This window comes from Sporanaerobacter sp. PP17-6a (assembly GCF_900095615.1).
GTDB classification, from domain to species: Bacteria; Bacillota; Clostridia; order Tissierellales; family Acidilutibacteraceae; genus Acidilutibacter; species Acidilutibacter cellobiosedens.
In genome coordinates, this window is sequence record NZ_FMIF01000010.1 from 11,906 (window position 1) to 37,054 (window position 25,149).

Genomic DNA, 25,149 nt, shown 5'->3' on the forward strand with positions numbered 1-25,149 from the left:
TAAACAATTAATATTTATTTAATAGGCAAGAATAGTAATTATCAAATCCTGAAAAAGTTGACATTACAAGACTTTTCCCATTATAATAAATATATAATATTGTATAAATGAGAGGAATCAAAAAAATGAGTGAACAAATTACCATGATCGCAAAGAAGTCTAAAATGTTAATTTCTGTTTTACTTATCGCTATTTTTATCATTGCCATTACAGCAGGGTGTAAAAAACAGCCTCTTACCGCTAAAGAAGCTGTTGGCCAACTGATTCAGAGCATTACTTATAAAGATAATAAGATTACCTTTACTGTTCCGGCAAATTATCCCGACACTACACAGTGGAATATCCTTGTTGCCGGCAGATTGGAGGAAGACGGCTTCGGTATGAGCGTTCATCTGTTCAGTGAGGAAAATGAAAACAAGTCTTGGGTTGGCGGACAGACTTATTCCATTGAAATAAAAAGTGGCTATACCGAGCTTCTCATGTCTGTTTCTCTACCTGATGAGGACGGTAACACCATTGAACGCAGCATCGATCTCTTAAATGTTGACGACATAGCTTGTTCAAAATAAAAAAGGACACTTCATTTAAGGTTACTTTCCATAAGGATGTATTATGTTTTTAAGATTTGCCGTAGGGTACGTTTGTTGTATCCTGCGGCTTTTCTCTTGTCCTAAGCTCCGCCCATAAAGTTAAAAGTCTCTCCTGCCGGTTCGATTTTATCAAATCTTTATTTTTTTTCGCTTGAATATTTTTCTTACAAGAAATATAATAAATAAAAAGATTATCCATTTTAGATGAAACTATGATGGAGTATATAAGCATAAAAAGGTGACGGCCAAATGAGGCCTTACCGTACGGATAGCGATTTATCATTGTGCACCGCGTCAAGGAATCTGGAAGAAGGAGGAGGAGTATGGCACGAACCAAACGGATTAAACCGGAAACGCTGTTTTTCCCTAAAAAGCTCATGGAAAAGCTGGACTCCGTCAGGCATTACCCGCTGACGCTTGTGGAGGCTCCCTCCGGCTTTGGAAAAACCACGGCTCTACGTCATTTTTTTGATGCCCAGGTATCGGACGCTGCGCAAGTCCTCTGGTACACATTTCCTGCAGAACACCCTAACACTTCATGGAAAGCTTTCTGCGGGCTGGTAAACACGTTTGACCCGGGCACCGCAGAACGGCTGACAGCGACAGGACCGCCAGATGAAGATACTATACCAGAACTTCATGGAATTTTCCGAGAGCTAAACTGCCCGGAAGAAACCTATCTTGTACTGGACGACTTCGCTACATGGAAATTGCCAAACCACGGCGAATTCCTGGCAGCGCTCTCAGTCCATGGCGGCAAAGGTTTGCACGTGGTCGTCGCCTCACAGCCTCTACCGGAAGAAGCGCAAAATGTCCTTCTTCCAAACAACCGTTTCCTCCTGTTGCAGGAATCCGTCCTTACCTTTTCCCGCAGGGACATCGACGCCTACTACCGTGAAGCTGGCATTTCCCTCACCGGCATGCAGCTTGAGGAAGTGGAGAAAGTCACAGAGGGTTGGATCATGGCGCTGTACCTGCAACTGCTATCCTTTATCGAAAGCGGACGGTTTGAGGAAGGCGGTATGCGAAACCTAATCCATAAAGCACTATGGAACCAACTGCCGAAACAGGAGCGGAAGCTCCTGCTGGCCATATCCATTTTTCCATGCTTCTCTCTAGTACAGGCCACAGTCATGTCTGGCATGAGTGCAGTCCAAACAGAGCGGTTCTTGCGGGAAAAGCGAGTGTTCATCCACTTTGACAGAGAAGCTCGCCGGTTTTATCTGCATCCTTTGTTTCAGAGCTTCCTTTCGGAACAATTCACGCTGCTGCCGGAAGCAAAGCAAAAAGCAATCTATCTTGCTGGGGGATATCTGGCGGAGCAAGCCGGCGATCGGGTGAACACCATCCGCTTCTACTATCTCTCCGGCGCATGGGAACACCTGCTCTCCCTGCCACTGACCAGCTATGAGATTGCAGATGTGGCGGATGAAAACACAAAGCCCATGATTCTGGACATCATGGAACATACTCCTTTTGAAATGAAACGGAAATATCCGGCTGCCATGGTACCGCTGGCCTTTACTTTGTTCTTACTGCATGAAAACCAAAGGCTCCTTGCTTTCAAAGAGGAAATCCAGCAGGTTATCGTTCAAAGTGACCTTCCTCAAACTCAAAAGGACGCGTTGGCCGGTGAAATGGAGCTTCTGCTATCCTTCCTTGAATACAACCGTATCGACGCTATGAACAAGCGGCACCGCAAAGCGCTGGAGCTTCTGAACGGCTCCGCCACTTTGATTAACATCAAAAGCACATGGACTTTCGGTTCACCGTCGGTGTTGTATATGCTTTACCGGGAAAGCGGCAAACTTAGCGAAGAACTTACACAGATGGACGAGTGCATGCCGATTTACTACACCCTGACCGGTGGACACGGCAGCGGTGCTGAAATCATCATGCGGGCGGAAGCACATTTGATGCAGGGCAATCCGGATGAAGCGGAAATATTATGCCACAAGGCCATGTTCACCGCTGACAGCAAGCGCCAAAATAGCATTTACCAATGTGGCCTGTTCCTATTGGCTCGCATTGCCATCCTACGGGGGGGACGAAGTTATGTTGCAAAACGCCATGTTGTCGTTGGAGGAACGTTCCCGCCAAAACACAGAGGATTTATGCCACTATACGCTGGACCTGGCTCGAGGCTATCTGGCCTTGCTACTGGGACGGAAAGACAAGCTTCCCTTTTGGATTTCAGAAGGTGATATTAACGACAAGCGTCTGGTCATCATGACTCAGCCTTTTGCCCACATAATTTATGGTCGTATCCTGCTGGAACGCGGGGAGTATCAAAAACTGCTGGGCGTGAGTGAATTTGGGATGGAACTATCATCCATCTTCCCCAATTTGCTGCCGCAGATCTACATAAATCTGTATATGGCGCAAGCCCTCGATGCGCTTGAAAAACGTCATCAGGCTCTTGCTCGCTTAAGCGATGCATTGGCTACGGCTCTTCCCGACGGTGTCTATCTGCCCTTTGCAGAAAATTACGGAGGAATCAGAAAATTGTTACCCTATGCCGGCTGCAATGACGAGATGCGAAAAAAAATCACAGTTCTGGCCCGGACTTTGGAGGACGGATTGATCGAATTAGGTCGAAAATCATCCCCTCTATCTCCCCGCGAGCAGGAGGTTCTCTTGTTATTGCGGGAAGGACTGACAAATCCAATGATTGCCGAAAGGTTGAGGGTATCCCTTTCCACGGTAAAAGCGGCGGTCAGTAGTATTCTTTCCAAAAAAGGCGTATCTTCCCGCGAGATGCTCAAGGGCAGGAAAACAAAAAAATAAATGGCCACCGGCCAATATAAAAAATTTATTCCGCACCCTACAATAAAACTGTAGGGTGAATTTTTATGCCCAAACAAAGCAAGGCACAGAAAAACAATAGAAAGGAGGTTTTTATTGTAAAAAACTAACGGCAAGCAAAATTATATCCCTGTTGCTGGCAATACACTTGATATTAGCCTAAACCGCACAATTACTCTTTTTCATTGCCATGTTGCCTGTTAAAATGCTGTTATTTTCGGATTTGAATTTGTTCTCTTCTACCATTATCGCATTAGTAATAAATGGTATAGTACACAACAACCTGGGAGATGCTTACGGGAACAAAAAAATAGGTAAAGAAAGGGAAAAAGCAGATTCAGAATACAACTGTATAATGGCTGCATATGCCGCCGTTCAAAATGACATTTGCTTGATAAATTTTCACTCTAAGGTGGCGAGAAATAATAACTAATTCGGGAAAAAATATCCCAAAATAAAAGGAGGATTTGAATCATGAAAGAAAATAACGATGGAAGAATTGAGCTTATCAATGAGACAATTATTTAAAATATCGAGTCCAGCAACAGCGTTCTTTACTTGGCAGAAAACCAGAAGCCATTCAGGAGTTTATGCAAAAAGAGCAAGAAAATATGAATTTATCACTTAAAAAAATGCAGGAGAATCTTAGAGGAGATGTTACTTACTTTGGATCAGTCTCAGTCAACTTTATTGTATGTCGAGGACATGTTACTGCCACAGTCACATTTGGAGATAATAATGAATGGGAATTTTCATCTGATTTCTGGGGCGGAGGTGCAGGCAGCTCAACCGGGGCAGGAATTAGTGTTTGGGGAGATGGGTTCATCGCTCCACAACAAAATGAAAAAATGTCTTTTGAACTATCAACGGCAGGATTTACCGCTGGCGAAATACAAATGTTTTGGTGGCGTCCAAACGGACCTATTATAGGCAGTATTTTAGCCGTTGGTGCAAGTATTGGCATAGCAGGAGGTGGAGGCGAAGGTTATTGGAAAAAGAAATAGTATCTCTGTTAAGAAAGTCAAGCCACATATAAAGGGTTGGGATCTTGTGCCAAAAAACAGCAAAATTCTGTCGGTATGCCTTCTGCCTGTCGAAGTCAGTTCATACTGTACCGGTATATCAAGCTAATCATTGAGCCTGACACGACATGGGCCTATGTGCTGAACAACGCCGACTAGTATATATACTAAGAAAACAAAGTAATATAGACACACAGTGCAGAACGTCCACAGGTTTTGACCTGTGGACGCTCCTTTGCCAGACGCTACAACAAATCATCAATCTTACTCATAAAAAGCAAATCCTCCAGTAAAGATTATTTACAATTCTTTCATAATCATTTTACTGTAATGCAAAATAATTTTGATTCTCGTAAACATCTTTACTGGAGGACTGCCAAAATCAGTATCCTTTTTTGCTTAAAGTTCTACTCCTTGATATCAATAGGTTGCTAATAAGATGGTAACCTATCTTCCGAATCCTCTGCCATTATTTCTTTGTTGTTTTCTTTTTCTTCTACATTCGGGACATCTTTGGGGTTCATTCTCAAAACCTTTTTCCTTATAAAATGTTTGCTCTCCTTCTGTAAATATAAATTCTTTTCCACAATCTTTACATACTAAAGTTTTATCTGCCATTTCACCATTCCTCCTTTTACCTGGATTTAAGATTTAAAACCTAATCTACAAACAAATTCCTAATATGAGGAATGATGTGTAATGGTTTTAATCTTATATATAATAACACTTTAATCATATCATTTTTATTATTCATATACAATATATAGAATATAAATTTTTTATATCTTTTTCTCAATATACAATATACTGTTTTAATTTACTTTTGACTTATATAAATGTAAAATTAAGTTGAATTGGATAGTTTGGAGGAAAACGTTAAAATTATGTTTTCATTGAAATATAGATTAATATAATTGTATAAGGAGGAAAATATAAATGAAACCTGTAATTGACCACATTCATATAACCGTTTCTGATTTTGAACGGGCAGAAAAATTTTATGATCTTTTAATGCCTTTATTGGGATTTGATTTAAAAAATAAAGAAAAAGATGATATCCCTGATCATGAATACAAAATTATAGAATATCATCATAATAATTTTTCCTTTGGCATTGTAAATCCACGATCCCCATATGTTAATGAGAAAATAAGCAGAAGAAAACCTGGTTCTCTCCACCATGTCGCATTTTATGTGGACACTCCTTCTGATGTTAATATACTATATGAACAAATAAAGGAAATTGGAGCCACCATTGTACACAAACCTCAATTTTATCCCGAATATTGTAAGGATTATTATAGTTTCTTTTTTAAAGATTCGGAAGGAATAGAACTTGAGATTGTAAATTTTGGAAGAACAAATTATTTCGTTTAATTTTATATTTCTATACGTGACATCAATTCATAGGTATATCTATAATTTTGTTATACATTTTATTATATTTTATTGAGTTGATATTTAACGTTAATTCCTCCCCTGTTCCATTAAATCTTAATGTTCTTGTATATGTTATCATACTTTCCTTATCATTTAAAATCTTCTTCTCATGTTTCCCCGAAATAGTTCCCTGAAGTTTCAAATCCTTATCATCAGCAGTCAAGTTCACCTTTGAAAGAGCCACATTTTCTTCTGTAGTAATATTGATATATGTTTCTCCGTCCTTTTCATATACTTTATTAATTTCAACTTTCTGGCCATTTATTTCAACAGATTGTGACTTTTCATTTCTTTCAAGTTTTACTGATTCAGAAGCATCATAATCTGCTTCAAAGCTAACAAGTTTTATCTGTAATTCTTTCAAATTCTTAGGAAGAGCATCGTATTCAAAGCTGAATTTCATTCCTTTTATATCAGTAGTCATTTCTGATCCTTGAATAGATACTTCTTTCCCATTAGCATATATTTTAATATCCAAATTATATGGTCTGATTCTTTCCCCTGTTATTTGATCTGCAGCCAATTCTATAATATTTTGAATCTTACCTTTTACAACTGTAGTAGTAGGAGATGCCGTAATAGACTGAAATCTTATAGTGGCATTATCTACTTTGACCTTTTCATTTAAATGCTTTTTTAATGTATAACCCATAGCCTTATTTCTATCCAAGACAAATGAGATTTCTCCCTTTTCATTTTCTCCCGATTTTTCTATTTCAAATTCCCATTTTAATCTCTTTTCAAAAAAATGAGGGGTACTAAAGGATGCTATCCACTTAACTTCGTTATTCTCCTTATCTATTTCTCCTTGAGCCGATTCCGTCATATATTCTCCTGCAATTCCGCTTATGTTGCTATTATCAACATTCAGGAATTCTAAAACATTGCCGCCCCTTATAGTGTAAAAAATCAAAAGCTGGTTTTCATCTAACATTACACCATCTAATGTGACTGCCGTTCCGTCCTCAAATGTATAACTCTTGCCTATTATCTGTCCTTTTCCCAGCTCATTTAGTTGACTTAATGTTCCGTTCATAATTCCTTCATATCCCACCAATTTTTTCCCATAGAATGCTAAAGTGTCAATGTTACTTCCTAAAATAATTGCTGCAACAATTATCGCCGCCCATTTTATTTTAAATTTTTTAGAATACTTCAAATGAGGAGGAGTATTATTTAAGGCAGATCTAAGTTTTAATTCCAATTCTTCCGGCACATTTATCATTTCCATCTCTATTCTTTTTTTTTCAAAGAATCTATCTAAATCATTCATTCATCTCCACCTCCACCATTCTTTTTAAATTTTTAATCCCGGCATTTATTCTTGATTTCACAGTTCCTATAGGAATTTTCAATATCTTGGCTATGGCCTTATAGTCCATGTCTAAAAAATATCTCATTTTTATGACTTCTTGATGTTTTCGACTAAGATGAGACATGCATTTTTCAATAATCATTTCTTCTTCCACATCTTTATCTTCAAAAACACTTTCCTTCTCAAATTCACTTTCTCTATTTATTAATATTGTTTTTCCTTTTATTTTTAAATATCTTTTACAGCAATTTACCAAAATAGTTTTACTCCAACTATAAAAGGAATCTTCTTTTTTTAATCTATGTATATTTTGATATAAAATCAAAATCATATCCTGCATAATGTCTAAAGCATCTTCTTCATTTTTTACATATATATACGCAAGTCTATAATATTCTGCTTTTCTGTCCATAATCAATTGAACTAATGCGTCTTTATCTCCATGCTGTGCTTTTTTTACCAATTCTGCCAAGTCCATATTTTCACTTCCTCTCAATATATAAGAGTACAAAAATAATGAAAAAGTTCATTTAAATTTAATTTCTCCATTATATTTTTTAATATCTTTTAAAATTTTACTGCTCTTAAAATATATAAATGTAATGACAATATTTTCAGCTATTTAATCTTGCTCAAAACATATAAAACATGATATAAATAGAATAACTTATTATAAATGGAGGCAATTAGATGGATATTATAAGTAAATTCAACAATCAGGAATTAATATTTATATGGTATCTTTTAATAATAAACATAATCTCATTTTTTACATTCGGAATTGATAAATCAAAATCAGAAAAAGACAAATGGAGAATAAAAGAATCTACCATGATAATTTTATCCGTTTTTGGGGGTTCCTCCGGAGGCATTATAGGAATGATAATATTTAAGCATAAGACAAACAAAAAGAAATTTTATATAGGTATCCCTATTATATTTTTAATCAACAAAATCGTGGAATTATTTATATTCGGATGTATAAAATAAATGAAGGGGTTTTTCAACCTCTTCATTCAATTACATCATCCAATGCTGCTTTCGTAACTTTTTTCAAGTCTTCCACTTTCAGCTCGATTTGAACCCCTATTTTTCCTCCGCTGACTAAAATATTTTCTAAACTTTCTGCGGTGGAATTTATAAAGGTAGGATAAAGTTTTTTCATTCCAATAGGAGAACAACCGCCTCTAATATATCCTGTATACTTTTTAATGTCTTTAACGTGAATCATATCTATCTTTTTTTCACCACATACTTTCGCTGCTTTTTTTAGATCCAATTCTTTTTCTACGGGAATTACAAATATAAATATATTGTTATCCCTTCCCTTGGTGACTAAAGTTTTATAAACCAATGAAGGATCTTTATTTGACTTCTTGGCAACTGACAGTCCGTCAATCTTTCCATCTTTCGTTTCATAAGTAATAACATTATACAAAATATCGTTGGAATCAAGAATTCGCATGGCATTTGTTTTTATGTTGGACATATTTTCACCTACTCCTGAAATGTCTCTATTTTAGTTTTAACCCCTTTAGAGCATCTGCCAGTTCAGTATTAATAGGTTCTTTCTTACTATTTTTCTGTTCTCTTAAATAATTGGCTACTTCTTTTTTGGAAACTGTATTCTTCTCATTTTTTCTTCTATTATCAAAAGCAGAAAGTTTCTCTCTGTATCCACAGCCGCATACAAATATTTGATTGTCTCCTTCTTCCTGTAGTTCCATTTTCTTATGACAGTTAGGACATCTCGCATTTGTTATTCTTGAAACATTTTTTCTGTATCCGCAATCTCTGTCCTGGCAAATAAGCATCCTTCCCTTTTTCCCCTTTACTTCCAACATGAATTTTCCGCACTGGGGACATTTAATGCGAGTCATATTATCATGTTTAAATGTTTCGCTGCTGTTTTTTATATCACTAACGATTGATTTGGAATAATCTTTCATTTCTTTTACAAAACCATTGTCATCTATTTTCCCTTTAGAGATTGCCTCCAATTTTTGTTCCCACTGGGCTGTTAGCGCAGGGGATTTTAAATCATCCGGAACTAATCCTAAAAGTTGTTTTCCCTTTGAAGTAATGAAAATTTCTTTACCCTTTTTTTCTATAAGAAAGGTATTAAATAATTTTTCAATAATATCCGCTCTTGTAGCTACTGTCCCGATACCTCCCGTTTCTCCTATTATTTTAATTAAATCCTTACTTTCCCCTGCCATATATTTGGCCGGATTTTCCATAGCAGAAAGTAAAGTCCCTTCATTAAAAGGTGACGGAGGTTTAGTCTGCCCTTTAGTTTGTACGATAGAAGATATTTTTAATACATCTCCTTTATTAATCCGAGGAAGGATCTGCTGAGGAATATCTTCATTGGAATCATCTTCTTCATAATTATTAGAATAGACTTCTTTCCATCCTTGAGCTATAACCCTTTTACCCTTAGCTATAAAATTCTCTTCCCCTATTTTTGCTCTAATTGTAGTTTGCTCATATTCAAAGGGAGGATACAGTACCGATAAAAATCTTTTGACTACCAAATCATATATTTTCTTTTCTTTTTCATTTAACTCACTTAAGATTACCTTCTGTTCTGTGGGGATTATAGCATGATGATCTGAAACTTTACTGTTATCCACAAAGTTCTTATTGGGGTTAATGGGATTTTTTAAGGCTTTCGCTGCCGATTGTTTATATATTCCTACCCCGCAAGCCTCTATTCTCTCCTTTAAAGTATCAACTATGTCCGTAGTAATATACTTAGAATCCGTTCTGGGATAGGTAAGTATTTTATGATTTTCATAAAGCCTCTGCATTATCCCCAAGGTCTCTTTTGCAGAATATCCGAAAATCCTGTTTGCATCTCTTTGTAATTCCGTCAAATCATATAATTTAGGAGAAAAAGACTTTTTATTTGCCTTTTCTACATCTGCAACTATTCCATCTTTTCCTCTAATATTTGATATTATTTCATCACATCTCTTTTTATCAAATATCCTCATATCCTTCGTTTTACTATCCTGCCATATTAATTTTATATTCTTTGCTAAAGCTGCAATCCCATAAAAATCTTGTGATTTAAATTTTTTTATTTCTTCCTCTCTCTTTGCTACCATAGCCAAAGTAGGAGTCTGAACTCTCCCGCAAGAAAGTTGGGCGTTGTATTTACATGTTAAGGCACGAGTTGCGTTGATGCCTACAATCCAGTCAGATTCAGCTCTTGCAACAGCCGCTCTATAAAGATTTTCATATTCCCTTCCGTCTCTGAGTTTATCAAACCCTTCTTTTATTGCTTTGTCCGTAACGGAAGAAATCCAAAGTCTTTTTAGGGGTTTATGACTATGAACCTTTTCTATAATCCATCTTGCCACAAGTTCTCCTTCCCTTCCCGCATCTGTGGCAATTATAATTTGAGAAACATCTTTTCTGTTCATCTGTTCCTTTACAATATGAAATTGCTTACTGCTCTGTTTGATAACTACTAATTTCATCTGAGAAGGGAGTATCGGAAGGTCATCGATTCTCCACGTCTTATATCTTTCTTCATATTGTTCCGGATCGGCCAAAGTAACTAAATGTCCCAAAGCCCAAGTTACAATATATTTATTTCCTTCCAAATATCCGTTCCCTTTCCTGTTACATTTTAAGACTCTTCCAATATCTCTCCCCACCGACGGTTTTTCAGCTAAAACCAAAATTTTATCCATAAAAACATTCCTCTCATATTAAATAAAAACATCCTGATATCACTATAGGATGTTTTCTTATTATCTTTTATTTTAAATAAATTATATCTCTATAATAAAGAAAAATCAAATTACAGAGTTTTCTTTATTATTTCCGGTGTAAAAGTAATTTTATTCGAAATATATTCCTTGAAATTTATTGTCTTCTGCATTATAATTAATGTAAAGTAGTAAAAATGGGGAATTAGCTCAGCTGGTCAGAGTGCTACGCTCACATCGTAGAGGTCGTTGGTTCGAGCCCAATATTCCCCACTCTTTTATTTTGGGGGTATAGCGCAGTTGGGAGCGCGTCTGCTTCGCATGTAGAAGGCCAGGGGTTCGAATCCCCTTATCTCCACTAATCCATCAGACTGAAAGGGACAAACAGTTTGTCTTTGTCGGTCTGATTTTTTATGTTATACTAATTTAGAAACGAGTAATAATAACAAACAAATAAATAAACAAGAATTTGAAGTACATATTATCTATATAACAGGAGGCGAATAAATATTGCTTGTATTAGTAAAACTCAGCAACGAATATCGTACTCATTTAAATGAAATGATGGATGAATGGTTCTTGGCAAAGGAAAAGATTGTACCTTATTCAATTAGACGAATAGACTATAAAGATTTTGAAAAATATCTTCAAGGCTTTGAAGAGGAAGAACATGGTGTTCCCGGCTTTGTTCCCGCTACAACTTTTTTTGGGTTAGATACGGAGCGAAATATATTTATAGGTGCCGTGAATATTCGTCATCATCTTAATGAGTCGCTTCTTCTAAATGGAGGTCACATTGGAGATGGCGTCAGACCATCCGAAAGACGAAAAGGATATGCTACAAAGATGATTGCATTAGCATTGGATGAATGTAGAAAATTAGGAATTGATAGAGTACTAATGGTTTGTGATAAAAGCAATATTGGCTCTGCTAAAAGCATCATAAACAACGGCGGTGTTTTGGAGAATGAAATTGAAATTGATGGCAATGTTGAACAGCGATACTGGATATCTCTTATATAAATGCATGGGTTCTCAGTGTATGGATGTAGTAGAATAACACCACTTTTCAATCCTTGTATTATTTGTATATGTATAGATAAAAATATTTATTTATAGGGAAGGATGAATACTTATGGGCGATATGTTAAAGTTTGCAAATGAGCAAGAATATAATTTATACAATTATGCAACAGAATTCCTGTTTTTATCTGAATTTTTAATCTGGTTGTTTACATCAAGCAGATGGGCAAGAAAGAGTAAAAAGCATCCCCCTTTTGACTTAACAATGTGGATCTTGATTGCTGGCTGGTGCGGCAGTATTCTGATTTCTTATTATTTCCGAAGCAAGGATGTCAGTGAAGAAATTCGAAATAAGCTTATGCCTCACTGTTTCTATTATATTGGAATTGTATTTTTAATTGGAGGAACATTATTTAGAGATTTATCAGTGTGGACACTAAAAAGAGCATTTACTTTGAATGTACAGACAGACAAAGAACAGCAGCTTATTCAAATCGGTCCCTATCGTATTATCAGAAACCCTGCATATACCGGAAGTATCATAAGCTTGTTAGGTATATCTTTTTGTTTAAGGAGTGTTTATTCACCTTTGATAGTTTTAGCTTTATGTCTGTTGTGTTATGGGATACGAATAAGAAAAGAAGAAACTGAGTTAGCAAATCATTTTGGAAAAGAATTTCAGGAGTATGCAGAAAGAACGTGGAGGCTGTTTCCTCTTATTTATTAGTCGTAACTATTTCAATTTAATTTTTTATAATAAAAAGTTAAATTGAACAAACGATACATATGTTTCACCAAAATAAGTCAATTACAATTGTAATTGACTTATTTTGTATGCCCGACATTGGACGATAAAAGTCCGTTATAGGGCCTGGCAGTCGCAATCAAAAGAAGGTGTAAAAGTAATTTTCTTTTTACTTACATAAATTTTACACATTCTTTATAATAATGTGATATTAGATCTTAGATTTCATTGATATTATTTACTTGATTACCAGTAAGATTCAATATAAAAAAGGAAGGGATGAAAAATAAGAATGAAAAATCAAAAATCAAAAACTACATCCATTTTAGCGAAAGTACTAATTTGTGTTATGGTGCTCGGCATTGCACAAACTGTCTTGGCAGCTACCGTTCATTACAATGACGGCAGTACCGTAGGTAGCAGCGCCGAATGGCAGGCATGGACTGAGGAATGGAAGAGCGTAGCCGTGGACTTCACGAAAGTCTCCCTCACCCCAGGCACTAATGAAACCGAGCTCAACTTTGCTTGGTACAGCAAGGACGATGGCAAACCAGCCACTCCTGTGGTTCATTTTGGAACCAGTAAAACCGATCTGCAGTCTTTCACCGGGACTTCATCTACCGTAGATACCAGCCTTACCAACAAAGTGGCATATGTCTATAACCACGTGGTCATTACCGGACTTAAGGAAAACACCACTTACTATTACACTGTTGAAAAAAATGGCGTTCAGACTGATCCTGCGACCTATAAGACCGGCAGCTTCTCCACCGTACGTATGCTGTACGTAGGTGATCCCCAGATCGGCGCTTCTAAAGGCCAGCCTCAGGGCAGCGACAAACTGGTGGCCGACAGCGGCGTAGCCAACACCGCTGCTCGAAACGACAGCTTTGGCTGGAACAGAACACTAGAAATTGCCACCGTTCAGAACCCGGACCTTAACTTTATGATTTCCGCCGGTGATCAGGTCAACAAGACAGGAAACCCAAAGGAAGAGGAATACGCAGGCTATCTGTATCCTGAGGTACTTTCTGGTTTACCTGTGGCCACTACCATTGGCAACCACGATTCCTTGAATCCCGACTATACTTATCACTTCAATAACCCCAACGCCACGAACTACGGCGTCACCCAAGCCGGCGGCGATTACTATTATTCTTATGGCGACGGCCTGTTCATCGTTTTAAATACCAACAACTATAACGGTGCCGAACATGAAAAAGCCATTGCCGAGGCTGTGTCCTCAGATCCCGACGCTACTTGGAGAGTGGTAACTATCCATCAGGATATATATGGCTCCGGCTATGACCATTCTGACACCGACGGCATGATTCTCCGTACCCAACTTACTCCCATCTTCGACAAATATGACATCGATGTGGTGCTCCAAGGTCACGACCATACCTACAGCAGGTCCAAGCTACTCTACAGTGACGGCCTCACCCACGACAATTACTCTATGCCTTTGAATGCAGAAGGCACCGACTACGACTGGGATCATGCTCAGAACACGGCCACTGGCGAACTCTACACCTTATGGCCTGAAAAGGACAACGCTGAGCAGGCTGCTTCCAAGAAAAAATTTGTGGACGGCAGCAAGTGCTACACAATCGAGACCACCGCAGGCAACACGGTCATCGATCCCAAGGGAACCTTGTATATGACTGCCAACTCCGCCTCCGGTTCCAAGTTTTATGAACTGATTTCCTCCCAGCAAGACTTCATCGCTGCCAGGAGCCAAAACTGGCTGCCCAGTTACTCCGTTATCACCATGACCGGCGACAGTTTTTCTATCGACACATATCAGATTCTTGATACCGACAAGACGGAAAAGATTGACAGTACCTTCACCATTCAGAAAACCGGCACTACCACATCTTCTGACACCGCTCTTACCCGTGCTGAAGCCGTCACCCGCCTTTACAACACAGCCGGCGCTCCTGACGTATCTGCAGCGGCTTCCTTCACCGATGTATCATCAGACACTTCATATACCAAAGCTGTGACCTGGGCCAAATCCAATAACATCTTGAAAGGCGTGGCTTCTGGCGTCTTTGCACCCGACCAGAAACTCACCCGTGCGCAACTTGCTACTATATTATACCGCTATGCGCAGGCAAAGGGCATCTCTACATCTGTATCTGGCACGAAGTTTTCTTCCAGTTCCGATGCAGCCTCCGTTCCCGCTTGGGCTAAAACAGCTCTCCAGTTCTCTATGGATGCCAGGCTATTAAATGGCTCTACTATAAACGCAAATGGAGACGTTACCGCCACTGCCATGGACTTTGCCCTAACCAAGTTGGGCGAGCAATAATTTTCTTTTGTACCAATAAGGAAAAAAAGTTTCTCTAAAGGTGGACTCGTCTGCGGAGAAACATCTTATTTTCAGACGGCTGGGCAGCCTTTGCCACCCAGCCGTCTAGTATTCTTTCACAGAAAGCGAGGAGATGCACATGGAACGCAAAAATATCAAACGTTTTGGACTGCGATGGGGACTGCCTGTTCTGCTGGCACTGGTTCTGATTCTGCTGGTGGTCCGACTTAATCAGGTAGAAAAAACGGAGATAATTTCCCGGGCTGGCCAGACATTTGAAACCGGTGTGGTCACGGAAATTCTTGAGGACAATATGCAGGAGGATGGCACCCGGGTTGGTCAGCAGACGGTGGTAGTTCGGATGACCAGCGGCGTGAAAAAAGGTCAGCTGCTTAAAACTACCAGTTCCGCCGGCTATCTTTTCGGCACCGCCTGTAAAGTCGGTATGAAAGTGGTGGTAATGCAGAGTGTGGCGGGAAACGCTTCCGTTACCAGTATCTATTCCCAGGACCGTAGCGTCGTTCTCTATGCCTTCGCGGCATTGTATCTGCTGGCCCTGTGTTTGGTGGGCGGAAAGCAGGGAATTCGGGGGGCGCTGGCGCTTGTGTTTACCTTTGTCAGCATCGCTTTTATATATCTGCCGTTGGTTTACCAGGGAGTTTCTCCATTCTGGACCGCTGTGCTCATTTGCGCGTTGGCCGCGACAGTGACGCTGTACCTCATCAGCGGGCCTACTAGGAAAACTCTGGTCGCCACTCTGGGCACACTAGCGGGTATCATCGCGGCTGGAGTTTTCGCCACGCTGTTCTCAGCTGCCTCCGGCGTTACCGGCTGGAACGTATCGGATATTGAGAATCTGCTTACACTCTGGGAAACCAATGAGATTCAGGTTGGCGGGCTACTGTTCTCCGGTCTGCTCATTTCTTCCTTGGGTGCGGTGATAGACATCGCGGTGTCCATTGGCAGCGCTATGTACGAGCTGTGCGTCCAAAACCCGAATATCGGACGGCAAGAGCTGTTCCACGCTGGTATGCGGATCGGCCGGGACATGATGGGTACCGACAGCAACACTCTGATTCTGGCTTTCGCCGGCAGCAGCATCTCCATGTTGGTGCTGGATTACGCTTACGATCTACCCTGGTTGCAGATTATAAACTCCAATAATATCGGCATTGCCGTGATGCAGGGTTTATCCGGCAGTTTCGGCATCATTTTAAGCGTACCTGCCACCGTGCTGCTGGCGTCATACATCTATACGGGAAAAAGAAAGGCAGGAAATGCCAAGGGAGATTAGAGACACGGTATCTTTTTTACCCAGTTAGCCCAAAGACAGGGCGAAAGAACTTACCCCTGGTGATTCGAACTCAACAAAATATTTTGTTTAAAGAAGCCGATTCTGAAGAGTTGGCTTCTTTTGATTTATATAGTAAAATAGTAAACATAAGGTGATTGGTTTGTAAAGGGGTAAGCATACTGCTTTTATAATAAGTGGAGATGCTAATTACATTCATGTTTTAGATATTTTGAATACCATAGCAAATCAGTTGTTATAGCTGGTGTAATATAATCAAATTGTTTTAAATGATACTTTTTTAAGAAATGTTTGCGATAATGATACAATAACAATCCCACGTAAATTAAGAGTTTAGGCGGGTTTTCTTCTGCCTTTTTGTGATGCCCGTTTTTACTGATTTTCTTTTTTGCTGCCCTTTCTATCTTCCTGCACAGGAATTTTGTGGATAATACTTTGTGATATATTTCAAGGACAGCTTTCTTTCCTTCAATCCAAATGTCAACATACTTAACCCCTTTAAGATTTGCTGAGATACAAAGCGACATACATTAAGCCGTACAAAAGAAGCAAGGGGCTTACGTCTCTGGAAACAATAAAAGACCGTTTTTATTACAGCCTGAACCCGAAAAAATGCGTGGTGGTTTTCTACGACGTATTGCAAGCGGAATCGAAAAAACTGGCATCTGAAAAAAAGTTCTTTATACACTGTACCGAGCCATACAAAGGAAAAATATGGGGGCGTGAATGGGGTCATGCAAAAAAATTTTTTATATTTGTATTGATCATTATGACAAGATTAACCGTTAATCTATATGAAAGGAGTCAAAGCAGTGCGAGATGAAGAATTAATTAAGCAAATAAAGCGTGGACATACCGAATATGCAAATGAACTGATTAAACGCCATTATTCATCCATTCTGCGATATTGTGCATGGCATTGTTCTGACCCTCAACGAGCCGAAGATTTGACCCAAGAAACTTTTTTGCGCGTGTTCCGTGATTTCAGTCAATATGATGACAGAGGTAAATTCCGAGCCTACCTATATATGATTGCCTATCATCTTTGTATTGATGAATCGCGAAAGCCAAAATTTTACTCACTGGATGATGATATAGGCGATTCCAGAGATTATTTTTCTGAAATTGAGAATGTTGAGGAAATAAACAGTTTATTAAAGCGACTATCTCCTCCACAACGTGAGGCCATTATTCTTAGGTTTGCAGAACAACTGAGCTTTCGAGAAATATCTCAGATAACAGGAATACCTATACGGACAATTCAAAGCAGGGTGAGATTAGCTTTGGCAATTATGAGAAAGGAGAAACCATGAATAAAAAAGAAATTAGAAATGCTCTTGGGAAAGGGCCTGCTCCTAAACGATTATTGGAAACACAGCAATTGTGCATGGCAATTCTTAATGAGCAACAAATAGATGCCCCAGAGGAACGAACAGGCTTTTGGATTTTTTTAAGTGATATTTTTCGCCATGTCGGTTTACGGCTTTGTGGGATGCAGATATTGGTTCTAATCGCTGTATGCACCAGTGTTCTATCTGTTCCCAACGTACCCAGTGCTATTCCTCTTTTTACGCCTTTGTTTATTTTAGCCTGTATTCCATCATTATTTCAAAATCAGACTTATGGCATGTGTGAAATAGAAGCCGCAACAAGAGCCTCCGGTGCACAAATTGTTCTGGCAAAACTTGTTTTAGCCGGGGCTACGGATTTGGTATGTTTGTCCATTATCTTAGCACTGGCAGATGTGGAAATGAATTTTTCTGCAAATATATTGCAATTGGTACTGTATGCTGTCGTTCCACTTTTAGGATGTATGGTAACTACACTTTGGTCTATCCGAAAGTGTAAACGGAATGCACTGCAAATCAGTATTATAGTGTGTTTAGGTACAAGCATATTTGCCGGTTGCTTAGCTCATTGGACACCTAGATTGTACGAATTATCCGCGCTTGGACTGTGGATGGTCACTTTTATTGTATTTACTTGTTTTTTTGTCAGAGAAGTTTATCTTCTGATTAAAATTAGAAAGGATGGAAAAATGTATGGAACTATCGCTTGACCGATTGACAAAACAATTTGGCCCTAAAATTGCTGTTGACTGTATCACCGCCAGCTTATCTCCGGGAGTTTATGGGTTGTTGGGAGCGAATGGAGCGGGTAAAACCACTCTGATGCGTATGCTATGCGGGATACTGGAGCCTTCATCCGGTGAAACCCTATTTAATGGGCAGAACATTATAGATATGGGACCTCGGTATCGAAATATTCTCGGCTATTTGCCGCAGGATTTTGGTTATTATCCAGATTATACGGCACATGAATTTCTGATGTATATTGCAGCACTGAAAGGTATACAACGTCGAACAGCCAGTAAGCGCTCAGAAGAATTGTTAAACATTGCAGATTTGAACAACGTATCTGGAAAGAAAGTTAAAACATTTTCAGGTGGAATGCGCCAGCGTCTTGGGATTGCACAGGCTCTCTTAAATAATCCTAAAGTATTGGTTCTGGATGAACCAACTGCTGGACTTGACCCCAAAGAACGTGTTCGTTTTCGTAATTTGATTGCCGACTTTGCCAGCGATAGAATTGTTCTGCTGTCCACGCATATCGTATCGGACATTGAAGCAATTGCAGATAAGGTGTTTCTCATGAAAAAGGGAATTTTTTTGCTCCAAGGCACTATCTCGGAGTTGGTTCAAAAAGCTGATGGAAAGGTTTGGGAATTGACGGTTTCTGCACAGGAAGCAAGAAAATGGGAAAAAACTGTTACTGTTGCAAATCTGCGACATAACAAAGAACAGGTCGTTCTTCGAATTATATCCGCAACACAGCCAGCGCCGGATGCTGTGCCTTGTGAAGCTACTTTAGAGGACTTGTACCTGTACTATTTTCCAACCGAGGAAGGAGCGAAATAAAGATGGAATTATTTCTATTAGAGCATAAAAAGCTGTGGCGGAAAAAAAGCGTGAAAATTTGTGTTTTGCTCTGCTTTTTATACATTGTTGTTTTTGGAAGTGTGTTATCTTATCAGTGGTTTAATTTTGGAAGTTCTAATGATTATACAAGTTCATTTGGCAACAATTTTGACGGTTATTCAAATATCCGCAGCAAGCAGACATATGCAGATCAGTGGCGCCACCCTCTTACAGATGAAACATTGCAGCAGATGGTAAGAGATTATCAGAAAAGATCCAAGCCAGACCAGGAAAATAATGAAACGACTGACTGGAAGACACTGAATACCTGGATTGATACCTTGTGGCCTGAATTAGAAAAGACGGATAACCCTCATCTGATGATTGACTATGTTGACCCAGATAAACTCACTGACTTCTATAAACGCAGGCAACAGGCAGTCGATGGGTTTTTAGAGCTAAATGGACAGACGGGCGAAGAAAAAAATTATTTTTTGAATATGGATTCCAAAACGCCAGCACCTTTTAATTATGATTGGGTGGAAGGCTGGTCAACGGTAGTTGCCAATTCTGTGAGTGATATCGGTATGGTAATGGCTTTGTTTATAGCGATTGCCTTATCACCTATGTTTTCCGGCGAATGGCATAATAACACAAAATCACTTATTGCTACAACCAGAAACGGATGGCAACAAACAGCTTTGGCAAAAATCGGCACAGGCGTTTCATTTACATTGGAGTTGTTTACATTAATTGCCGTGGGAACAATCGGTGCGCAGCTTTTGTTTTTGGGTACTCGAGGTTGGAATATGCCAATACAGTTTATTAAATTATGGGCTACTGCTCCTATGAATATGTTACAGGCAGAAATCTATGAGTATGCATATGTTTTGCTGGCATCTCTTGGATTTACCGGAATCACACTACTTCTCTCGACGCTGTTGAAAAGCAATTTTTCCTCGTTACTGGCAAGTTTAGCAGTGGTATATGTTCCAATGGCAATCGCTCAGTTTATCCCGTTGTGGGCGCAAAAGTTGCTCGATTTACTTCCTTTTGTAGGAAGTTCTACCGATATATTCCGCACAAACGCATATCACCTGTTTGGAAAAATAGTATGGTCGCCCTACTTGCTGATAATCGTCCCTGTATGTATAGGTCTGCTGTGTATTCCCATTACTATCAATCGTTGGTCACAGAGAATGAAGGTATGACGAAAGACAAAGTCCTTGGCATAATAAAAAAGTAACATTTACTTAAATAACTAAGACGGAAATGGTATAATAAGAAAATGAAGAACAATATAGTTTTTAATATTTTGTAAAAACAAATCTCTATTTAATTTATGATGATTTCTGTCTTTCAAATTAATTGATGATATTGAACAGGCGGACAAAGAATGTGGTAGTTTCGGATGTAATTTAGATTAGGAGGTGTATCTTATGACACGAAAAATTACGGTATTTTTAGTGAGTTTAGTGCTGTTAGTGAGTTTTACCGTCCCCGCGTTTTCAAGTACGGATTTCGGTGATATTTTATATCATTGGGGGATACCTTTCATTGTAGAAATGAAAAATCTTGGCATTGTGAGAGGCTATGAGGGCGGCAATTTTTATCCGGATAATACTATAACTCGGGCAGAATTTTCGGTGTTGCTGTCAAGACTAATTAAAATTCCGGCGTCATATGAGCCTGCAAGCAAATTCTATGATGTTGGCGGTAGAGATTGGTTTAATCGTGAAGTGGTATTTTTAGCAGACAATGACATATTAAATGACGAACCAGAAGGTTTTGGAATGAAACCGATGTTTAGACCGAATGACAACATAACTCGTGAAGATATGGCGATTATTCTTAATAGATTTGGCAATAAGTATATTCTCCAATGGGGCAATGCCGTTGGAACCGATGTTAATGTATATAACGATGTTGGGGATATTTCTCCTTACGCATTGGAAAGTGTGCAAAAGGTTATTGATAATGAGTTGATGACAGGTTATGGTTGTGTTGCTGATGGCGATTTTATGTGGAAACCTAAAAAAGAAGTAACTCGTGCAGAAGCAACGAAAGTTATTGCAGAACTATACCATAAATTGAATGCTATTTCTAATTATACAATCGAAATTCCCGATGAAATAAGGGACATTGTAACTACAAAAACTTATGTTGACAGCTGGAATGGCAGTGGCGAAGCCATAATATCTGTTTATCATAAAGGGACCAATGAGAAAAACCACGAAATGGGATTTGTTTTCGATATTGTAAGACATAAGCATAACGAGCTTGATAAAATTACTGATATAGCAGAAAATATCGGTGGTATAACGCCTTTCTCTTACGATGATAATTATTACTATTCCTTGGAAATTCCAACTGACGTGCAATTTGATATAAATGTGCTCTTCGGCAAGTAAAATACCTACATCCATTTCGTCAGTATCAGACAGTGAAAAAGTCCTCCATGAAGAGGACTCTTTTTTATTGACCTGAATGGCCAAGTCCCCGGTACCGCTAAACATGTGTCGCGAGTCGAACCGACACTTATTTTTTCTTTTTCTATTCAGCTTTTTAGACTATAATATTTATTTTGGAAGGTACGAAACCATCTGATGTCACATGCAAACACAAAGACAACCTGTTTTGTATGCCCATTCTAAAGTCTGCATTTAAAACGAATTAAGTATAAATTACAGTATACTATCAATAATTCAAATAAAAATCAATAATATTGTCTACGAGACTTTCACGCTGCTGTTGGTTATGAAAATCAATTCCAATTTCTTTCTTAAGTAATGTACTGCGTAAAAACAATGACTGAAGCGTCAAAAGCATAAAATATGTCCTTTGTTTTACCTCCTGATCATCTATATCATCGGAGATGGCTTGCCGTACCAACGGCAGATAGGCCGCTAATGTTTGAGAAGTATTATCATTTTGATTAATAGTGGTTAAATCGGTAATGATGGAAATTCGCGATATGTTTTCATGAGTCTCAAGAAATGAGCAGGTATATTTCACCATTATACGCAACTTTTCTTCCGGAGTCATTTTCGGAAGATTCTTATAAACATCTCCAGTTTTCTTGATTATATCACTGATTATTTTCTGAACACACTGTGCAATAAGATTTTCTTTTGTTTGGAAGTGATAATTTACCAACCCAGCTCCTATCCCAACCCGATTGCATATATCACGAACAGTAATTTCATCAATATTACTTCCTTTTTCATTGATCAACTCTATAGTGGCTTTAATAATATCTTCCTTCACGTTTTTTCTCATAACTATCATCCTCTATCATCTTATTATTAAGTGGCCAAATCGAGCTATAACTGACTTTACAAGCATCGCTATGGCCAAAGTAATCAAAGCCGTTTGAGGATTATCCAATTTAGGAACATTCCACCTGAATAGCTGTACCATAAAGGCTAATATGGCAATTATTCCAAAGATATATCCCAAAACTGACAATGGATGAGCTGGAGCTGATGCAATGAACTTGCCTACACTCAACGTACATAATAGCATCCCGATAATTCCAAGTACAATTGTCGCCGACCTTGCTCCCTGTATAAATAGAATCCTTTTCCCGGATAGTCCAATAAAAACTAAAATTGTTATTATTGCTATTTCAAAAACAAGAATAGAAGAATTTTTCATAAATCAAAACCTCTCTTTCAATAATTGAATTTTGTTTTGAACGCTATTCAATTATATCTTGTTTACATTATATTGTCAATATCGTTCCGTAACAATCAGCTAACTTTTTACATCTAACTTAAATAAATGATATAAACATTTTATCAAAAGGAACAATTGATTTGTATTAATTAACTCCCTTTTATATTTATATGATATTATAAATATAAAAGGGAGTTAATTAAATGGAGGTAATAATATATGTCGGAGAGAGAAATATGGGATGCGTATGGTTCAAATGGAAACAAATTAGGTTATGATTTATACAGGGATGAAAGCTCCTTAATTCCAGAAGGAGTGTATCATATTGTTGCCGAAGTATATACGATTACGCGGGATAAGGAGGTTTTAGTAACGCAGAGACATCCTGACAAACCGTGGCCTTTAAAGTGGGAAATAACAGGCGGTTCAGTCTTGAAAGGCGAAACCCCTATAAAGGGAGCTTTGCGTGAATTAAAAGAGGAAACCGGCATTCTTACTCAGGAATCCGATTTGCGGTTCGTTTATTCTTACCTTATGAAAGGGATTCCGGCAATTTATTACTGTTACATGATTGTTATAAACAAAAATAATACGGAAATCAAACTACAACGTGGTGAAACGATTGATTACCGTTATATTGCATATGATAAGTTCAAAGAGTTTATTCAAACAGAAAAATTTGTGGATACGATAAGAGATCGCTTTAACATTCATGCGGGATTGTTTGACAATATCGTTTCTTCAATCTGAAAGAGACTGTTAGCTTATATATTTAAGCATAATTCAAAATTGATTAATTAATCTTTTTTGTCTAACTCTTCAAGCTCAAGATAATAAAAAAATTTAAACCCCTGTAATTTAAGTTTTTCCTCTAATTATGATATACTTAACACTGACTATTTATAAACTGTTTACAAGATCAAATTTCAAGGGAGGAATACTATGATTGTAATGGTAACAAAAGATAATTTAGTACAGGCAGCTACGATACACTCTGTGTCTTGGCAAGACTCCCATAAGGCATTTTGTTCCGAAGAATTTATTGCATTACATAATGTTGAGCATCAAATTAAATATATCCAAAATGAAATGAATCAGGGAAAAATTTTTTATATGTTTATTACTTCAAAACCTGTTGGAATTGTTTCCGTATGCGATAATTTGATTGAAAATCTATATATTTTGCCTGAAGAACAACATAAAGGGTATGGTACAAAACTTCTAATTTTTGTAATTGCAAAATGCGATGTCCCTACTTTATGGATTTTAAGTAATAATGAAAAAGCATATAATTTATATTCAAAACATGGGTTTATATTGACTGGAAATGAAAATAAACTCTCGGATACAGTCAAAGAAGTTGAAATGAAAAAAATAAGATGAATATGTGATATATCTATCTTAATCAAACATTGGAACTGAATATCACTAAGTAATTAGGAGAACATAAATAAATGGATGAAAAAATCAAAAATGTAATATATAATTTACAGCGAAACAACATGGCCGGATACTTTGTAAGGAATAAAAATGAATTGATTGACTTGCTTACCACATTGATCAATCCTGGCAATACAGTTGGCTGCGGCGACTCCGTTACATTAGAATCAACCGGCGCATTCGATTTCTTAAGAAATGGAAATTATGTCTTTTATGATAAGCATCGTCCTAACTTAACAGCAGAAGAAAAACGGAAAATCTATTTAAGTAACTTTTCTGCGGATATCTTTATAACTGGTACAAATGCTGTTACCGCTGACGGCAAATTATTTAACATTGATGGAAACGGAAGCCGAGTTGCACCTATATTATACGGGCCGAAACAGGTTATAGTTGTAGTAGGAATTAACAAACTGGTAAATACAGTGGAAGATGCAATTTTACGAACAAGACAGATTGCAGCCCCATTGGATGCTAAACGCCTTGGGAAAAAAACACCCTGTACTTCTCTTGGCAGATGTATAGATTGTAGACATAAGCAAAGAATTTGTAACGATTTTGTTTTGATTACCGGACAATTTGTCAAAAATAGAATTAAAGTAATTATAATAAATGAACCCTTTGGTTTTTAATTGCGGGAATATTTTTTAATTCTGACTTGGCAAAAAAATAAATCAAGTAATTAATCTATAATAGTAGATAGCCCTATTTTTTAGCATTGGTTAAAAAAATAGGGTTATCTTTTTGGATTACATCATATCTGCGGTATAAAACAGACTAAAAACTGAGCAAAATATTTATAGCAACCTTTTTCAGTCACTTACG

General features: G+C 38.0%; 26 protein-coding genes and 2 tRNA genes. 21 read left to right on the top strand and 7 right to left on the bottom strand.

Going from position 1 to position 25,149, the window contains the following annotated elements:
- Positions 1-125 precede the first annotated feature (125 nt).
- The 5 genes from PP176A_RS05105 (at position 126) to PP176A_RS05120 (ending at position 4,399) form a co-directional block, all read left to right on the top strand.
- On the top strand, positions 126-569 hold the full coding sequence (locus PP176A_RS05105) for a hypothetical protein (protein ID WP_071139387.1): 444 nt from the start codon (positions 126-128) through the stop codon (positions 567-569).
- A gap of 344 nt (positions 570-913) precedes the next feature.
- Positions 914-2,794, top strand: a complete 1,881-nt coding sequence (locus tag PP176A_RS05110; RefSeq protein WP_200796034.1) for a hypothetical protein — start codon at positions 914-916, stop codon at positions 2,792-2,794.
- The gene (locus tag PP176A_RS16365) at positions 2,745-3,377 is read left to right on the top strand and encodes a helix-turn-helix transcriptional regulator (protein WP_200796035.1); all 633 of its coding nucleotides are present in this window, start codon (positions 2,745-2,747) and stop codon (positions 3,375-3,377) included. The genes PP176A_RS05110 and PP176A_RS16365 overlap by 50 nt, the downstream gene beginning before the upstream one ends.
- Before the next feature lie 223 nt (positions 3,378-3,600).
- Positions 3,601-3,828 (top strand): hypothetical protein, encoded by a 228-nt coding sequence (locus PP176A_RS05115; RefSeq protein ID WP_071139388.1) that lies wholly within the window; start codon positions 3,601-3,603, stop codon positions 3,826-3,828.
- A gap of 157 nt (positions 3,829-3,985) precedes the next feature.
- On the top strand, positions 3,986-4,399 hold the full coding sequence (locus PP176A_RS05120) for a hypothetical protein (RefSeq protein ID WP_159429037.1): 414 nt from the start codon (positions 3,986-3,988) through the stop codon (positions 4,397-4,399).
- 465 nt (positions 4,400-4,864) lie between these two features.
- Here PP176A_RS05120 and PP176A_RS05125 read toward each other — a convergent pair whose 3' ends face one another.
- A complete protein-coding gene (locus PP176A_RS05125; protein WP_071139390.1) occupies positions 4,865-5,035 on the bottom strand; it encodes a zinc-ribbon domain-containing protein in 171 nt (56 codons plus the stop codon).
- A gap of 318 nt (positions 5,036-5,353) precedes the next feature.
- Between PP176A_RS05125 and PP176A_RS05130 the strand changes: the two genes are divergently transcribed.
- Entirely contained in the window at positions 5,354-5,794 is a 441-nt protein-coding gene (locus PP176A_RS05130) for a VOC family protein (RefSeq protein WP_071139391.1), read from the top strand.
- Positions 5,795-5,816: 22 nt separating this feature from the next.
- Here the strand turns inward: PP176A_RS05130 and PP176A_RS05135 are convergent, their stop codons facing one another.
- Entirely contained in the window at positions 5,817-7,130 is a 1,314-nt protein-coding gene (locus tag PP176A_RS05135) for a DUF4179 domain-containing protein (RefSeq protein ID WP_071139392.1), read from the bottom strand.
- A complete protein-coding gene (locus PP176A_RS05140) occupies positions 7,123-7,650 on the bottom strand; it encodes an RNA polymerase sigma factor (protein WP_071139393.1) in 528 nt (175 codons plus the stop codon). The genes PP176A_RS05135 and PP176A_RS05140 overlap by 8 nt, the downstream gene beginning before the upstream one ends.
- Before the next feature lie 212 nt (positions 7,651-7,862).
- Between PP176A_RS05140 and PP176A_RS05145 the strand changes: the two genes are divergently transcribed.
- Positions 7,863-8,162, top strand: a complete 300-nt coding sequence (locus PP176A_RS05145; protein ID WP_071139394.1) for a DUF1294 domain-containing protein — start codon at positions 7,863-7,865, stop codon at positions 8,160-8,162.
- A gap of 22 nt (positions 8,163-8,184) precedes the next feature.
- Here the strand turns inward: PP176A_RS05145 and ybaK are convergent, their stop codons facing one another.
- Both ybaK and PP176A_RS05155 read right to left on the bottom strand, forming a co-directional pair.
- Complete coding sequence (ybaK, locus tag PP176A_RS05150; protein ID WP_071139395.1) at positions 8,185-8,661, bottom strand: Cys-tRNA(Pro) deacylase; 477 nt, start codon at positions 8,659-8,661, stop codon at positions 8,185-8,187.
- A gap of 25 nt (positions 8,662-8,686) precedes the next feature.
- Positions 8,687-10,876 carry a DNA topoisomerase III gene (locus PP176A_RS05155; RefSeq protein WP_071139396.1) on the bottom strand — a complete coding sequence of 730 codons (2,190 nt, stop codon included), beginning with the start codon at positions 10,874-10,876 and terminating at the stop codon, positions 8,687-8,689.
- A 217-nt stretch (positions 10,877-11,093) separates the two neighbouring features.
- Between PP176A_RS05155 and PP176A_RS05160 the strand changes: the two genes are divergently transcribed.
- The 11 genes from PP176A_RS05160 to PP176A_RS05215 all read left to right on the top strand — a co-directional run bounded on the left by PP176A_RS05160 (position 11,094) and on the right by PP176A_RS05215 (position 21,617).
- Positions 11,094-11,167, top strand: a tRNA-Val gene (locus tag PP176A_RS05160).
- Positions 11,168-11,179: 12 nt separating this feature from the next.
- A tRNA-Ala gene (locus PP176A_RS05165) sits at positions 11,180-11,252 on the top strand.
- 152 nt (positions 11,253-11,404) lie between these two features.
- The gene (locus tag PP176A_RS05170) at positions 11,405-11,917 is read left to right on the top strand and encodes a GNAT family N-acetyltransferase (protein ID WP_234958821.1); all 513 of its coding nucleotides are present in this window, start codon (positions 11,405-11,407) and stop codon (positions 11,915-11,917) included.
- Positions 11,918-12,029: 112 nt separating this feature from the next.
- A complete protein-coding gene (locus tag PP176A_RS05175; RefSeq protein ID WP_071139398.1) occupies positions 12,030-12,644 on the top strand; it encodes a methyltransferase family protein in 615 nt (204 codons plus the stop codon).
- A gap of 310 nt (positions 12,645-12,954) precedes the next feature.
- Entirely contained in the window at positions 12,955-14,976 is a 2,022-nt protein-coding gene (locus PP176A_RS05180; protein ID WP_071139399.1) for a fibronectin type III domain-containing protein, read from the top strand.
- A 139-nt stretch (positions 14,977-15,115) separates the two neighbouring features.
- A complete protein-coding gene (locus PP176A_RS05185; protein ID WP_083381800.1) occupies positions 15,116-16,270 on the top strand; it encodes a YibE/F family protein in 1,155 nt (384 codons plus the stop codon).
- Between the two features lie 830 nt (positions 16,271-17,100).
- Complete coding sequence (locus tag PP176A_RS05195; protein ID WP_200796036.1) at positions 17,101-17,601, top strand: RNA polymerase sigma factor; 501 nt, start codon at positions 17,101-17,103, stop codon at positions 17,599-17,601.
- A gap of 188 nt (positions 17,602-17,789) precedes the next feature.
- On the top strand, positions 17,790-18,347 hold the full coding sequence (locus tag PP176A_RS05200; protein WP_200796038.1) for a hypothetical protein: 558 nt from the start codon (positions 17,790-17,792) through the stop codon (positions 18,345-18,347).
- On the top strand, positions 18,331-19,206 hold the full coding sequence (locus tag PP176A_RS05205) for an ABC transporter ATP-binding protein (RefSeq protein WP_071139404.1): 876 nt from the start codon (positions 18,331-18,333) through the stop codon (positions 19,204-19,206). Before PP176A_RS05200 ends, PP176A_RS05205 begins: the two co-directional genes overlap by 17 nt.
- A gap of 2 nt (positions 19,207-19,208) precedes the next feature.
- Positions 19,209-20,417, top strand: a complete 1,209-nt coding sequence (locus PP176A_RS05210; RefSeq protein ID WP_071139405.1) for an ABC transporter permease — start codon at positions 19,209-19,211, stop codon at positions 20,415-20,417.
- A 228-nt stretch (positions 20,418-20,645) separates the two neighbouring features.
- Positions 20,646-21,617 (top strand): S-layer homology domain-containing protein, encoded by a 972-nt coding sequence (locus PP176A_RS05215; protein ID WP_071139406.1) that lies wholly within the window; start codon positions 20,646-20,648, stop codon positions 21,615-21,617.
- A 286-nt stretch (positions 21,618-21,903) separates the two neighbouring features.
- On the opposite strand, the gene PP176A_RS05220 is transcribed toward PP176A_RS05215, so the two are convergent.
- Complete coding sequence (locus tag PP176A_RS05220; protein WP_071139407.1) at positions 21,904-22,485, bottom strand: TetR/AcrR family transcriptional regulator; 582 nt, start codon at positions 22,483-22,485, stop codon at positions 21,904-21,906.
- 15 nt (positions 22,486-22,500) lie between these two features.
- On the bottom strand, positions 22,501-22,863 hold the full coding sequence (locus PP176A_RS05225; RefSeq protein WP_071139408.1) for a hypothetical protein: 363 nt from the start codon (positions 22,861-22,863) through the stop codon (positions 22,501-22,503).
- A gap of 240 nt (positions 22,864-23,103) precedes the next feature.
- On the opposite strand from PP176A_RS05225, the gene PP176A_RS05230 reads away from it, so the two are divergent.
- The 3 genes from PP176A_RS05230 (at position 23,104) to PP176A_RS05240 (ending at position 24,956) form a co-directional block, all read left to right on the top strand.
- Positions 23,104-23,634 carry an NUDIX hydrolase gene (locus PP176A_RS05230; RefSeq protein WP_071139409.1) on the top strand — a complete coding sequence of 177 codons (531 nt, stop codon included), beginning with the start codon at positions 23,104-23,106 and terminating at the stop codon, positions 23,632-23,634.
- 192 nt (positions 23,635-23,826) lie between these two features.
- Positions 23,827-24,267: a GNAT family N-acetyltransferase gene (locus tag PP176A_RS05235; protein ID WP_071139410.1), complete on the top strand. Its 441-nt coding sequence runs from the start codon at positions 23,827-23,829 to the stop codon at positions 24,265-24,267.
- Positions 24,268-24,338: 71 nt separating this feature from the next.
- Positions 24,339-24,956: a lactate utilization protein gene (locus tag PP176A_RS05240; RefSeq protein WP_071139411.1), complete on the top strand. Its 618-nt coding sequence runs from the start codon at positions 24,339-24,341 to the stop codon at positions 24,954-24,956.
- Positions 24,957-25,149 lie beyond the last annotated feature (193 nt).